This window comes from Embleya sp. NPDC005971 (genome assembly GCF_040629175.1).
Taxonomy (GTDB): Bacteria; Actinomycetota; Actinomycetes; order Streptomycetales; family Streptomycetaceae; genus Embleya.
The window spans coordinates 101,954-115,963 of sequence record NZ_JBEXUX010000001.1 but is presented as its reverse complement, the minus strand read 5'-3'; the positions used below and the strand labels follow the sequence as shown (position 1 = coordinate 115,963).

Here is a 14,010-nt window from a genome sequence, read left to right as displayed (position 1 = left end):
ACGACATCGTACGGGCGCGCACGGCGAGTCGCGCGGCCAGGTTCCGGGGACGACCCTCGGCCGCGGGCGGCGGACGCGCCTAGTGTGGGGGCAGATTGGTCGAGGCAAGGGGGCACGGCATGCCGGACGACAAGACGATCGGGACCTTCGAGGGGCGCAGGCGATTCCCCGGGATCTCCTCCCGGGCGTACGAACATCCCGCCGACCGCACCGCGCTGGTGGCGATGCGCCGCCTCAGCGGGTTCGACACGGTGCTCAAGCAGATGTCGGGCATGGTGTCCGAGCGGGCCATCCGGCTCGCCTTCCTCGCGGGCTCGGTGCGCGCGGGCGAGCAGCAGTTCCGCCGGTTGCACGAGATGGTCCGCGAGTCCGCGTACATCCTGGACCTGCCCACCGTGCCCGAGTTGTACGTCAGCATGGACCCGCAGCCCAACGCGATGGCGATCGGCATGGACAAGCCGTTCATCGTGGTCACTTCGGGCCTGGTCGAGTTGCTCGACGACGACGAGATGCGCACGGTGATCGGGCACGAGACCGGGCACATCCTGTCCGGGCACGCGGTCTACCGCACCATGTTGTTGATCCTGACCCGGTTCGCCTCCGCGCTGTCCGGGATCCCGCTCGGCACGCTGGGCGTGCACGCGATCATCACCGCGTTGCAGGAGTGGTTCCGCAAGTCGGAACTGTCCTGCGACCGGGCGGGCCTGCTGGTCGGGCAGGACCCCGAGGTGTCGATGCGCGCGTTGATGAAGGTCGCGGGCGGCTCGCAGTTGCACGAGATGAGCACGGACGCGTTCCTGGAGCAGGCCGCCGAGTACGAGGGCGCCGGCGATCTGCGCGACAGCGTGCTCAAGTTGATGAACCTGCTCGGCCGCTCGCACCCGTTCCCGGTGGTCCGGGTGGCCGAACTGCGCAAGTGGGCGGACGGCGGGGAGTACACCCGGATCGTCGCGGGCGAGTATCCGCGCCGCGAGGACGACCCGAACGCGTCGGTGCGCGAGGAGGCCAAGGCGTCGGCGGGCGCCTACCGCGATTCGGTGCGCACCACCACGGACCCGCTGTTCGGGCTGCTCCGCGACCTCGCCGACGGCGCGGCGGACGCGGGCGGCAAGCTGCGCGACAAGTTCACCGGGCGCCGCGACGAACCGGGCGCGACCCCGACGAACAACGGCGGCGGCTGACCGTCGTCAGGGCGAGCCCGCCAGTCGGGCACACGTGCCGGTCGGGGCCGAGCGGAACGGATCCACCTGCTCGGCCGCCGGCGGCGCGTCGCTCGGCGCCGGGCCGGTGAACGCGGGCCGGAACCAGGCCGAGGAGTCCGCGTCGCACCCCTGCGGCCCGGCCGCGGTCAGGATCCGGCGGACCTGGAGCAGGCCGTCGTGCACCATCGCCGGGTCCAGATGGAAGTCCCACACCCGGTGCAACACGAACCGGGTCCAGCCCGGCCCGCCGACCTGGGCGACCGCGTACACGAACACCACGTCGGCGGTGACCACGAGGTCCGCGCGCGCGTGCTCGGCGACCACGAGCGTGCCCGCGACCTTGATCGGCACCTCCAGGACCTTGACCGAGGCCGGATCGAATCGGGTGATCCACCCGGTGGGCGCCGACGTGTCGTCGTCGTGAGGCGCGATCAGCGCCGCGTCGAGTTGCTCGCGCTGCTCCGAACGCAACAGCGGCAGCGCGGCCCACGGCCGGCCGCCCGCGAGCACGGCCGGGTCGAGCTGGGTGCCGACCACGAACTCCCGTACCAGGTCCAGGGCTTGGCCGACCTGGGTGGCCGAGAAGTGCGCGGTCGCCCGGCGCTCGCCCACGACGATCCCGGCGGCACCCTGGGCCCAGCCGGCGGCCGGACCGCCCGCCATCGGATCGGCGGGCAGCGCCCCCGTCGCATAGCCGGACGGTGGCAGCAGCGAGACCCGGTGCAGCACCGCCGGGCCGATCACCAGGCGCGGCGCGGGCGCGGCGGCCCGCCGCGCGCCCAGAAAACTCGCGCCGGCGATCACCAGCAGTACGAGTAACGCGCCCAGCACGCCGCGCAGCGTGCGCACCCGCACGCCGAACACCCGACGCTGCCGGTGTGGGCGTTTGCCTTCGTGCAGCCGTTCCCGCGCCGAGGGCTCGTGCAGCCCCGCCGCGCGCACGAAGGTCGCGTCGAATACGACGGCGTTGAACTCGTCCTCGCCGTCGGGCCCACCCCGGTTCGGGCCTTCGGGGGGCACTCCCCGTCCGGACATGGACTCAGCTTAAGTCGCCCGCGAGCAGGTGGATATGCACCCGGAGCAGGGGTTGCCGACGGTCAGCCGGGCCCCGAACGCGCCGACCCGGGCAACGACGCGACCGGCACGGACCGGTCCGTCGCGCGGGAGTCCCCCGGCGGGACGGTGATCCGCACCTGGGACGTGTCCTGCCCCGGGAGCGGCGCGAACACCGGGTTGTTGTCGGTCGTCGCGCTCCGCCCCGTCCCCACCGAGGGTTGTCGGGGCGTGGTGGGTCCCTGGGTGGATCCGCTGCGATAGAACGCGGTCACCGCGATCGCGACCACACCGACGCCCATCAGCAGCGCCAGCACCCAGGCCGTTCCGCGCCGCCAGCGGGTGGACCGGGTCGATCGGGTCCACGGCTCGCTCGCGAACCAGGTCGGCACGTCCGCCGACATCGGGGTCGAGTCGTGGCCGGACCCGGTCCGGGCCCGCCACGGGTCCTCGCCGTCCGCCGGATACGTCCCGTCGTCGAACCAGTCGGAGCGATCGGCCTGTTCGGCCTGCTTGTCGGTCCGCTCGGGCGCGGCCGGGGTGGGCGTCGGCGCATGATCGATCGCCGCGCCACGCTCGTTCGCCGAGGGCTCGTGCACGCGAGCGGCGCGCACGAACGACTCGTCGAAAACGACGGAGGAGAGCTCATCCTCCGAGAACTCGGGAAAGTCTGGGCCGTCCGGGAACTCTGGCCCTGGTGATTCGGGCACTCCTAGACAGTATTACCGCAGGCGCCCGGATGGGTACCGATTCATCGCACCGGTCGCGTCGCCGAGCACGATCCGGGCCGATCCGCGGCCCCTCGCTCCCGGGTCAGGGGCGCACGTGACCGTCGCCGGTGACCACGTACTTCGTGCTGGTCAGCTCGGGCAGACCCATCGGCCCGCGCGCGTGCAGCTTCTGCGTCGAGATGCCGATCTCCGCACCGAAGCCGAACTGGCCGCCGTCGGTGAACCGCGTCGACGCGTTGACCATCACGGCGGTCGAGTCGACCAGGCTGACGAACTCGCGGGCCGCGGCCTGCGACGTGGTCACGATCGCCTCGGTGTGGCCGGAGCTGTGTCGACGGATGTGCGCGACCGCGTCGTGCAGCGAGGGCACCACGGCGGCGGCGATGTCGTAGGAGAGGTATTCGGTGTCCCAGTCGGCATCGGTGGCGGGCACCACGTCGGCCGAGAACGCCTGCACCGCGGCGTCGCCGTGCACGGTCACCCCGGCGTCCTTCAGCGCGGCCAGCGCGAGCGGCACGAAGGCGTCCGCCACGTCCCGGTGCACCAGCAGCGTCTCGGCCGCGTTGCACACGCTGACCCGGTGCGCCTTGGAGTTGACCAGGATGTTCACCGCCATCTCCAGGTCGGTGTGCGCGTCCACGTAGACGTGGCAGTTGCCGACACCGGTCTCGATCACCGGCACGGTCGAGCCCTCGACCACGGTGCGGATCAGGCCGGCGCCGCCGCGCGGGATCAGCACGTCCACCAGGCCGCGCGCGGTCATCAGCTCCTTCACCGAGTCGTGCGTCTCGCCCGGCACCAGTTGGATCGCGTCGGCGGGCAGGCCGGCCGCGACGATCGCGTCGCGCATCACCGCGACGATCGCGGTGTTCGAGCGGTAGGCGGACGAGGAGCCGCGCAGCAGCACCGCGTTGCCCGACTTCAGGCACAGCGCGGCGCCGTCCACGGTGACGTTGGGACGAGCCTCGTAGATGATCCCGACCACGCCGAGCGGCACCCGCACCTGGCGCAGTTCCAGACCGTTGGGCAGGGTCGAGCCGCGCAACACCTCGCCGACCGGGTCGGGCAGGCCGACCACGTCGCGCACGTCCGAGGCGATCGCGGCGATCCGCTCGTCGGTCAGGGTCAGCCGGTCGATCATCGCCTCGCCGGTGCCGTTGGCCCGGGCCCGCTCGACGTCCTCGGCATTGGCGACCACGATCTCGGCCGAACGAGCCACCAGCGCGTCGGCGAGCGCGAGCAGCGCGTCGTCCTTGGCCCGGCGGGTCAGTGGCGCGAGGACGGCGGCGGCCTCCCGGGCGCGACGGGCGGTGTCGAGGACTGCGGAGGCTTCGCTGCTGGTCATGCCGGCAAGCCTACCTACGCCCGCCGATGATCAACACGAGGATTTCAGCGGTCGAGACGCTTCCGCCCGGCCGCCGTGCCGGACACAATGACGCCTCCATGTGCTGCACAGAGGCAAGGAGCCATCCGTGACCGCTGTACAGGCCCGCCGGCACGGCGTCGCCGACCTGCTCGCGCGCACCGCCGCCCGGTTGCCGAACCGGCTCGCGATCGTGGCGGGCGAGCTGCGGCAGACCTTCGCCGAGTTCGACGACACCGTCTCGGCCGCCGCCGGTGCGCTCGCCGCGCGCGGCATCGGCAAGGGCGATCGGGTCGTATTGCTCTCCCGCAATTCGCACGGCTTCGCGGTGGCCTACTTCGCGCTGGCCCGGCTCGGCGCGGTCTCCGTCCCGGTCAACTTCATGCTGACCCCGCCCGAGGTGGGCTACGTCCTGGAGCACGCGGGCGCCCGCGCCGTGCTGGCCGGCCCGGAGCTGACCGACACCGCCGACGCCGCGTTGGCCGGCCGCGAGGCGCTGCGCGTGGTGTTCGGCCCGGCCGCGCCGGGCTGGGAGCCGTTCGCGACGCTGCTCGCCGAGGGCGGCCCGGTGCCCGATCTCGACCTGGACGACGACGACCCGGTGCAGATCATGTACACCTCGGGCACCGAGTCCCGGCCCAAGGGCGCGGTGATGACCAGCCGCAACCTGATCGCGCAGTACGCCACCGCGATCATCGACGGCGGCATGGCGGCCGACGACATCGAGATCCACGCGCTGCCCCTCTACCACTGCGCGCAGCTCCACTGCTTCCTGACGCCGGACGTCTACCTCGGCGCGACCTCGATCATCCTGCCCGCCCCGGACCCGGCCGCGGTGCTCGCCACGGTCGAGCGCGAACGAGTCACCAAACTCTTCTGCCCACCGACCGTCTGGATCGCCCTGCTGCGCCACCCCGACTTCGACACCCGGGACCTGTCCAGTCTGCGCAAGGGCTACTACGGCGCGGCCGCGATGCCGGTCGAGGTGCTGGCCGAACTACGCCGCCGACTCCCGCAGTTGCGGCTGTACAACTTCTACGGCCAGACCGAGATGTCGCCGGTCGCCACCATCCTGGGCCCGGACGACCAGGAGCGAAAGGCCGGTTCGGCCGGCCGCGCGGGGCTGAACGTGCAAACCGCCGTGGTCGACGAGCAGGACCGCCCGGTGCCGGCCGGCGAGGTCGGCGAGATCGTGCACCGAGGCCCGCACACCATGCTCGGCTACTGGAACGACCCGGAGCGCACCGCCGAGGCGTTCCGAGGCGGCTGGTTCCACAGCGGCGACCTCGGCGTGCTCGACGAGGAGGGCTACCTCACCGTCGTCGACCGCAAAAAGGACATGGTCAAAACCGGCGGCGAAAACGTCGCCGGCCGCGAGGTCGAAGAGGTCATCCACACCCACCCCGCCGTAGCCGAAGCCGCCGTCTTCGGCATCCCCCACCCCTACTGGATAGAAGCCGTCACCGCGGTGGTGGTCCCCAAACCCGGCCAAACCATCACCCCGGACCAACTCATCCAACACTGCCGATCCCACCTGGCAGCCTTCAAAGTCCCCAAATACGTAATCCTCACCACCGCCCTCCCCAAAAACCCAAGCGGCAAAATCCTCAAACGCCAACTCCGAACCGAACACAACTCCCTGGCAACCCAAACCCCCGAATAGCCCAACCGACACTCAAAACCCACGCAGCCCGGCCGACGCATGAGACCACTCAGCCCGGCCGGCACTCGAGGCCACCCAGCCCCGCCGGCGCTTGAGGCAAACCCAGCCTCGCCAGCGCAGACAAATCAGCCCGGCCGGCGCTTGAGGCCACCCAGCCCCGCCGGCGCATGAGGCGAACCAGCCCCGCCGGCGCATGAGGCCACCCAGCCCCGCCGGCGCATGAGGCGAAGCAGCCTCGCCGGCGTTTGAGGCGAACCCAGCCCGGCCGGCGCTTGAGGCCACCCAGCCCCGCCGGCGCATGAGGCGAACCAGCCTCGCCGGCGTTTGAGGCGAACCCAGCCCGGCCGGCGCTTGAGACCACTCAGCCCCGCCGGCGCATGAGGCGAACCAGCCCGGCCGGCGCATGAGGCCAAAAACCCGGCTCACCCATGCCAAGACCGCCAAAGCGCAGCATACGCACCGGAGGCCGCAATCAACTCCCGATGACTCCCCAACTCGGTAATCCGCCCACCCTCCACCACCGCAACCCGATCCGCATCATGCGCCGTATACAACCGATGCGCGATCGCCACCACCGTCCGCCCCGAAATCACCGCCCCCAACGACCGCTCCAGATGCCGAGCCGCCCGAGGATCGATCAACGACGTCGCCTCATCCAGCACGAGCGTGTGCGGATCGGCCAACACCAACCGCGCCAACGCGAGCTGCTGCGCCTGCGGTGCGGTCAACTCGTGCCCCTTGGGCCCCACTTCGGTATCCACGCCGGCAGGCAACGTCGCCACCCAGTCCGCGTCGACCGCCCGCAACGCTTCCAGCACCTCCTCGTCGGAGGCGTGCTCCCGCGCCAGCAGCAGGTTGTCCCGCAAAGTGCCCCGGAAGACGTGGTGCTCCTGCGTCACCAACGCGACCCGGCCCCGCAGTTCGTCCAGCGGAAGCCCCACCAGCGGCACCCCGCCCACCGACACGCTCCCCGAAGTGGGTGCGTTGACCCCGGCCAACAGCCGCCCCAGCGTGGACTTCCCGGCCCCACTGGGCCCCACCACCGCGATCCGCTCCCCCGGCCGAATCGTCAGGTCGATGCCGTGCAGCACCTCCCGGCCCGCCGCATAGGCGAACCGCACGTCGCGCACGGTCAACGTCTCGTCCACCGGCACGGCGTCGGTCGGTTCGCGATCGGAGGGCACATCGGCCACCCCCAGCAACCGGGCCAGCGAGGCCGCCGAGATCTGCACCTCGTCCAGCCAGTTCAACAACTCGTCCATCGGGCCGATGATCAACTGCACGTACAACACGGCCGTCGCCACCTCGCCGAGCGAGGCCCAGCCGTGCAGATACGCCCAGCCACCGAACCCCGTGGTCGCCACCACCGGCAACATGTAGCCGAAGTCCACCGACGGAAACCAGATCGTGCGCAGCCACAGCGTGTACCGCTCGGCCGCGTACGCCTGCCTGACGTCCTCGTCGCCCCGCCGCCGGCGCCGGTCGGCCAGCCGTAGCGCCTCGACCGTGCGCGCCCCCTCGACCGTCTCCGCGAGCGAGTCGGTCACCTGCGCCCACGCCGCGTTCTCGCGCAGGTAGCCGGCCGGCGCGCGGCGCAGGTACCAGTAGGTGACCGGCACCAACAGCGGCAGCGTGATCAACAACGGCAGCGCGAGCAGCGGATTGAGCAGCAGCAGCCCCGCGAAGGTGAGCACGATCGTCACCGCCGCGACCAGCACGGACGGCACCGCCCGCCGGGCCGACCGGGACATCGCGGCCACATCGCGGTTCGCCCGCCCGAGCAGGTCGCCGGAGCCGGCCCGCTCGACCGTGGACAGCGGCAGGTCCAGGATCCGGTCCACGAACTCCTCGCGGACCTGCGCGAGCAGCCCCTCGCCCAACCGCGCGGCGGCCACCGCGGCCTGCCGCACGATCAGCGCCTGCAGCAACAGCGCGCCGGCGATGCCCAGTCCGAGCAGGTCGATCGTGCGGGTCGGGCTGTCCGCGCGGACCTTCTCGATCAACACCCCGAGCAACCGCGGCGCGACCAGACCGGCCACCGCGGCGAGCGCGTAGAACAGCACGGTCAGAATCAGATCGCGCCGCCGCTCGCGCAACAGCCGTACGGCGTGCCTGCCGACCTCGGCGGCCGGCGCGATCGGGAGCAGTTCCCGCGCGCTCACGCGTCCTCCTCCTCTTTCTCGTCGTCCTCGTCCTCGTCGACCCGGGTGACCAACGCCGCGTACCGAGGCTCGGTCGCCAACAGTTCGCGGTGCGGCCCGACCGCCATCACCTTGCCGTCCTCGACGTAGGCGACCTCGTCCATCGTGTCCAGCACGAGCGGACTCGTGGTGGCCACCACCGTGGTCCGGCCCCGGCGGTGCGCGGCGAGCCGGGCGGCTATCCGCGCCTCGGTGTGCGCGTCCACCGCGCTGGTGGGTTCGATCAATACCAGCGTCTGCGGGTCGGCCACCAACGCCCGTACCAGTCGCAGACGTTGCACCTGACCGCCGGAGAACTCCCGGCCGCGCGCCGCGATCTCGCTGTCCAGTCCCGCGTCCAGCGCATCGATCACGTCGTCGGCGCAGGCCACCTCGACCGCTGTGGCCAGATCACCCGATCCGCCGTCGCCCGGCGTCAGTTCGCGGCGCAGCGGCCCGGCGAACAGCCCGGCGTCGTGGTGCCCGACCAGGATCCGCGCCCGCACGTCGGCGAGCGCCAGGTCGGCGAGCGGCACGTCGGCATAGAGCACGTCGGCCTCCTCGTAGCGACCGAGCCGATCTGCCAACGCCGGTGCGTCCTGCGGGTCTTCGCACGCGACGCCGAGCAGCGCACCGGGTCGGACCAGCAGGCCCGAACGCCGATCCACCAGATCTCCCGGCGGCGGCCAGGCGACAGGCGCGGCGGGGTCCGGCACACCCGGTTCCAGGGCGAGCACCCGCGTCACCCGCCGGGCCGCGACATGCCCGCGCACGATCCGGTCGGCGAACTCGGTGATGGTGGAGAGCGGCACCGTCAGGAACGCCGCGTAGCCGTAGAAGGACACCATCTGACCGACCGTCAACCGACCGTCCAGGGCGAACCGGGCGGCCAACCAGGTGCCGAACGCGATGAAGAAGCCGGGCACCAGGAACTGCGCGGCTTCCAAAAGGGATTCGATCCGGGCGGTGCGTACGCCGGCCACCCGCAGTTGTTGCGACTCGCGTCGATAGCGGGCGCCGAACGTGCGCTCGCCGCCGATCCCGCGCAGCACCCGCAGACCGGATGCGATGTCCACGGCCCGATCGGCCAGCCCGGCCTGCAGGTCGCGATAGGCGTTCTGGCGTCGGTGCAGCGGCCGCAGCAGCAGCGAGACCAGGCCCATCAGCAGTGGCACGCCGATCAGTACGAGCAGGCCCAGCGGCACCGACATGTTCAGCAGCACCACCGCGACCACGACGAGCGTGACCACCGACGCGGAACCGCGGGCGGTGATGTCGAGCACCGAGCCGATCGCGTCCACGTCCGAGGTGCCCACCCCGACCACCTCGCCGGTGGCGATCCGGTGTTGGAGGGCGGCACCGAGCCGGGAGGCGTGTCGGGTGACCAGTTGGATCGTGCGAAACGCGCCGTCCAGGAAGTTGGCGACCGCGTTGCGGTGGCGCATGATCCCGGTGAAGCCGATCAGCACGGCGAGCCCCAACAGCGCGCCCGACCACCCGAAGAGCGCCTGCTCGTCGCGCGCTTCGATCGCGTCGATCGCGCGGCCGACCGCGGCGGGCATCAACGCCTGGGCGACCATCCACACGGACGCCCACAGGATGCCCATACAGATGGTCCGGCGACAACGAACGGCGAGCCAGATCAGGTATCGGCCCGCCGACCGGATATCGGGATCGCCGGGGTCGGCGACGGGAAACGTACGCATTGTCCTGCGACGCTAACGCGCGAGAGTTTTTCGGGCCACGCATTATTCGCCCGCGCCCGGCCGCCCGTTCGACCCCGCCCGTTCGACCCGCCCGTTCGACCCGCCCGGGCGCACCGCCCGGCAGGCACCCCGGGGCATCTCCTAGAAGGGCTGCACCCGGCCCGGTTGCACCGGCAGCGGGGCCGGGGCGCCGGCCCGCTTCTGGTACGTCGGGCGGTCGACCACCTCCAGCCCGATCAGTTCCCACGGCGGCAGGCCCGCGCTCTGCCGATGCTCGCCCCACAACCGCAACGCGATCGCCGCGGCGTCGTGCAGGTTGGGCGCCTCTTCCCAGTAGCGCACCTCGGCGTGGTCGGCCGCGTAGCGGCCCGCGAGCAGGAACGGGTGTTCGTGGGCGAGCCGTTCGAGCGCGCGCCGGACGTCCTCGGGGTCACCCGGCTTGCCGGCGAGGGTCAGCGTGATGTGCCACATTCGGCCCGCGACGTCGTCCTCGACCCGCGCCGTCGTATTCGGCTGCCCCCAGGGGCGGTCCCCACGCTCCGGCACGGCCGGCCTCCCGTCGGCGAGCTGCTGATCTTCGGTGGTCGTCGCTCAGCGGCGCAGCAGCACCAGGTCGTCGCGGTGGACGACCTCGCGCTCGTAGGCCGGACCCAACTCCCGGGCCAACTCTCGAGTCGATCGCCCGAACAGGCCCGGCAGTTCCTTCGCATCAAAGTTGACCAGTCCGCGGGCCACGATGTGACCGTTTTCGTCAACCAGGTCCACCGGATCGCCGGCGACGAAACCGCCCTGGACACCGGTGATCCCGGCGGGCAACAGCGAGCTGCGCCGCTCGACCACGGCCCGGACCGCGCCGGGATCCAGCGTGAGTCGGCCGCGCGCGGTGCTCGCGTGGGCCAGCCACAGGAGTCGGTCGGCGGTGCGAACTCCGGTGCGGTGAAAGAGCGTTCCGGTGTCCTTGCCGGCCAGCGCGTCGGACGCGAATCGAGCTGCGGTGAGCACCACGGGGATGCCCGCCGAGGTCGCGATGCCCGCCGCCTCGACCTTGGTGACCATGCCGCCGGTCCCCAGGCCGGCCTTGCCGGCCTTACCGATCTCGATGCCTTCGAGATCCTGCGCCCCGCTCACGGACGCGACCCGGGCCGAGGTCGGCTTCGCCGGGTCGCCGTCGTAGAGCCCGTCCACGTCGGACAACAGCACCAGCAGGTCGGCGTGCACGACGTGCGCGACCAGCGCGGCTAGTCGGTCGTTGTCGCCGAACCGGATCTCCTCGGTGGCCACCGTGTCGTTCTCGTTGACCACCGGCACCGCGCCCATCGCGAGCAACTTGTCCAGCGTGTTGTACGCGTTGCGGTAGTGCGCCCGGCGGGTGACGTCGTCGACGGTCAGCAGCACTTGGCCGACCCGCAGGCCGTGCCGCGCGAACGACGCGGTGTAGCGGGCCACCAGCAGCCCCTGGCCCACGCTCGCCGCGGCCTGCTGGGTGGCCAGATCCCGCGGTCGACGGGACAGGCCCAGCGGGGCCAGCCCGGCGGCGATGGCGCCGGAGGAGACCAGTACGACCTGGGCCCCCTCGGCCCGCCTGGCCGCTATCGCGTCCACGAGGGCGTCGACGCGGTCCGCGTCCAGGCCGCCGCGCGCGGACGTCAACGAGGACGAACCGACCTTGACCACGATGCGGCGCGCGGAGGTCACGTCCTCGCGCGCCGCGCCGGCCCCTGTGAGCACCTCAGGCCCCGCCTTCCCTAATCACCGTTCGTCGGCGGAAAACCCGTCGGTCAGGAGTCCGAGAACGGGTCGAACTCCTCGTACTGCGACTCGATCGCCTCGCGGTCCCGTCGGCGGTCCACCGCCGGGCGGTGCGTCTGCAACCGGTGGTCCTCGCCGCGTCGACCCAGCATCTCCGCGCCGGCCGCCACGGTGGGCTCCCAGTCGAAGACCACGCCGGTGACGTCGTCGCCGATGACGACCTCGGCACCGGGCACGGCGCCGGCCGACCACAGCGCCTCCTCGACACCGAGTCGGGCGAGCCGGTCGGCCAGGTAGCCCACCGCCTCGTCGTTGCTGAAGTCGGTCTGGCGCACCCAGCGTTCGGGCTTGGCCCCGCGCACGATGAACGCCTCGTCGCGCCGGGTGACGGTGAAGCCGCTGTCGTCGACGGCGGTCGGCCGCAACACGATCCGGGTCGCCTCGGGCGCCGGCGCGGCGTCGCGCGCACCCTGCACCTGGGCGGCCATCGCGAAGGACAACTCGCGCAGGCCCGCCCGACTGACCGCGGAGACCGCGAACACCTGGAGCCCGCGCGCCTCCAACTCGGCCTTGACCATCTCGGCCAGGTCGTTGCCGTCGGGAACGTCGACCTTGTTCAGCGCGACCATCCGCGGCCGGTCCTCCAGGCCGCCGTACGCCTTCAGTTCGGCCTCGATGGTGTCCAGATCGCTGATCGGGTCGCGGCCGGGCTCCAGCGTCGCGCAGTCGAGCACGTGCACGAGCGCCTTGCAGCGCTCGACGTGCCGCAGGAACTCCAGACCCAGGCCCTTGCCCTCGCTCGCGCCGGGGATCAATCCGGGCACGTCGGCGACGGTGTAGACGACGTCGCCGGCGGTGACCACGCCCAGGTTCGGCACCAGGGTGGTGAACGGGTAGTCGGCGATCTTGGGCCGCGCGGCGCTGAGCGTGGCGATCAACGAGGACTTTCCGGCGCTCGGGTAACCCACGAGCGCGACGTCCGCGACGGTCTTGAGCTCCAGGACGAAGTCGCCGGCCTCGCCGGGCTCGCCGAGCAGCGCGAAGCCGGGGGCCTTGCGGCGCGGGGAGGCCAGTGCCGCGTTGCCGAGGCCGCCTCGACCGCCCTGGGCGATCACGTAGCTGGCCCCGTTGCCGACCAGGTCCTCGACGAACTCCTCGTCGCCGTTGGGCAGCAGTCGCTTGACCACCGTGCCGTCCGGCACCGGCAGCACCACGTCGGCGCCGGCGGGGCCGGTCCGGTTGGCGCCGGCACCGGGCTTGCCGTTGGTGGCCTTGCGGTGCGGGTGGTGGTGGTATTCGAGCAGCGTGGTGGTGTTGGCGTCCACGACCAGCGTGACATCGCCGCCCCGGCCACCGTTGCCGCCGTCGGGGCCGCCGAGCGGCTTGAACTTCTCACGGTGCACGGAGGCCACGCCGTGGCCCCCGTTACCCGCCGCGACATGCAGCACGACGCGGTCGACGAAGGTCGTCACGTGGATTCCTCCTCGGCTCCCCGAGCGGGGAGCGAAACACTGTGGACAAACACCCGAGGGCGGACCGCATGGGGTCCGCCCTCGGGTGTCAAAGCGAATGCCGCGGCGTGATTATTCCGCCGGGACGATGTTCACGACGCGACGACCGCGCGCGGTGCCGAACTGCACGGAACCGGCCGACAGCGCGAACAGCGTGTCGTCGCCACCGCGACCGACGTTGGTACCGGGGTGGAAGTGCGTGCCACGCTGGCGGACGATGATCTCGCCGGCGTTGACGAGCTGGCCGCCGAAGCGCTTGACGCCGAGGCGCTGAGCGTTCGAGTCACGGCCGTTCCGGGTGGAGGATGCACCCTTCTTGTGTGCCATGTCGCTTCTCCCTACTTCCCGGAGTTGATGCCGGTGATCTTAAGCTGGGTGTGCTGCTGGCGGTGACCCATGCGCTTGCGGTAACCGGTCTTGTTCTTGTACTTCAGAATGTCGATCTTCTTGCCCTTGGTGTGATCGACGACCTCGGCCGTCACCTTCACACCCGCGAGGACCCACGGGTCACTCGTCACGGCTTCACCGTCTACGACGAGGATGGCCTGGAGCTCAACTGCCGTGCCCGCCGCACCGCGAATGCGGTCGACCTGGACGACGTCACCGATGGCAACCTTGTGCTGCCTGCCACCGGCGCGAACGATCGCGTACACCGTGGATCTCTCTCTCTGCAGGGTCCGAGCCCCTGAAGCCAGCCACACCGAACAGAAATCGGGGGCCTCCTCCGAAGCTTGCGATCCGGAGGGTGGTTGCTCAGGAGCCTGTGCCTAAGCACACCAAGGGGAAAGGTTACAGGAAGGCCGGGGCCGAAAGCCAAACGGGTCCGCCCCGGGGGTTTGTCCCCGGGGCGGA

12 protein-coding genes are annotated in these 14,010 nt (G+C 71.5%); 2 read left to right on the top strand and 10 right to left on the bottom strand.

Annotation, left to right across the window (positions count from 1 at the left end; translation table 11 throughout):
• Positions 1 to 119: 119 nt before the first annotated feature.
• Complete coding sequence (locus ABZ374_RS00520) at positions 120 to 1,181, top strand: M48 family metallopeptidase (RefSeq protein ID WP_360304528.1); 1,062 nt, start codon at positions 120 to 122, stop codon at positions 1,179 to 1,181.
• 6 nt (positions 1,182 to 1,187) lie between these two features.
• Here ABZ374_RS00520 and ABZ374_RS00515 read toward each other — a convergent pair whose 3' ends face one another.
• The 3 genes from ABZ374_RS00515 to ABZ374_RS00505 form a co-directional block, all read right to left on the bottom strand.
• Positions 1,188 to 2,237: a hypothetical protein gene (locus ABZ374_RS00515; protein WP_360304526.1), complete on the bottom strand. Its 1,050-nt coding sequence runs from the start codon at positions 2,235 to 2,237 to the stop codon at positions 1,188 to 1,190.
• Between the two features lie 62 nt (positions 2,238 to 2,299).
• On the bottom strand, positions 2,300 to 2,869 hold the full coding sequence (locus ABZ374_RS00510; RefSeq protein WP_360304524.1) for a hypothetical protein: 570 nt from the start codon (positions 2,867 to 2,869) through the stop codon (positions 2,300 to 2,302).
• A 199-nt stretch (positions 2,870 to 3,068) separates the two neighbouring features.
• Entirely contained in the window at positions 3,069 to 4,331 is a 1,263-nt protein-coding gene (locus ABZ374_RS00505; protein WP_360304522.1) for a glutamate-5-semialdehyde dehydrogenase, read from the bottom strand.
• Positions 4,332 to 4,458: 127 nt separating this feature from the next.
• Between ABZ374_RS00505 and ABZ374_RS00500 the strand changes: the two genes are divergently transcribed.
• Positions 4,459 to 6,012 carry a fatty acyl-CoA synthetase gene (locus tag ABZ374_RS00500; protein ID WP_360304521.1) on the top strand — a complete coding sequence of 518 codons (1,554 nt, stop codon included), beginning with the start codon at positions 4,459 to 4,461 and terminating at the stop codon, positions 6,010 to 6,012.
• Positions 6,013 to 6,434: 422 nt separating this feature from the next.
• On the opposite strand, the gene ABZ374_RS00495 is transcribed toward ABZ374_RS00500, so the two are convergent.
• From ABZ374_RS00495 to rplU, 7 genes are all read right to left on the bottom strand, one after another.
• Entirely contained in the window at positions 6,435 to 8,174 is a 1,740-nt protein-coding gene (locus tag ABZ374_RS00495; RefSeq protein WP_360304519.1) for an ABC transporter ATP-binding protein, read from the bottom strand.
• Positions 8,171 to 9,898 (bottom strand): ABC transporter ATP-binding protein, encoded by a 1,728-nt coding sequence (locus ABZ374_RS00490; RefSeq protein ID WP_360304517.1) that lies wholly within the window; start codon positions 9,896 to 9,898, stop codon positions 8,171 to 8,173. The genes ABZ374_RS00495 and ABZ374_RS00490 overlap by 4 nt, the downstream gene beginning before the upstream one ends.
• A gap of 141 nt (positions 9,899 to 10,039) precedes the next feature.
• Positions 10,040 to 10,444, bottom strand: coding sequence for a hypothetical protein (locus ABZ374_RS00485; protein ID WP_360304516.1), 405 nt, complete (start codon positions 10,442 to 10,444; stop codon positions 10,040 to 10,042).
• 45 nt (positions 10,445 to 10,489) lie between these two features.
• Entirely contained in the window at positions 10,490 to 11,626 is a 1,137-nt protein-coding gene (gene proB, locus ABZ374_RS00480; RefSeq protein WP_360304514.1) for a glutamate 5-kinase, read from the bottom strand.
• A gap of 50 nt (positions 11,627 to 11,676) precedes the next feature.
• Entirely contained in the window at positions 11,677 to 13,119 is a 1,443-nt protein-coding gene (gene obgE / locus ABZ374_RS00475) for a GTPase ObgE (RefSeq protein WP_360304512.1), read from the bottom strand.
• Between the two features lie 111 nt (positions 13,120 to 13,230).
• Complete coding sequence (gene rpmA / locus ABZ374_RS00470) at positions 13,231 to 13,485, bottom strand: 50S ribosomal protein L27 (protein WP_360304510.1); 255 nt, start codon at positions 13,483 to 13,485, stop codon at positions 13,231 to 13,233.
• Between the two features lie 11 nt (positions 13,486 to 13,496).
• Positions 13,497 to 13,811, bottom strand: coding sequence for a 50S ribosomal protein L21 (gene rplU / locus ABZ374_RS00465; protein ID WP_078977259.1), 315 nt, complete (start codon positions 13,809 to 13,811; stop codon positions 13,497 to 13,499).
• Between the last annotated feature and the right edge of the window lie 199 nt (positions 13,812 to 14,010).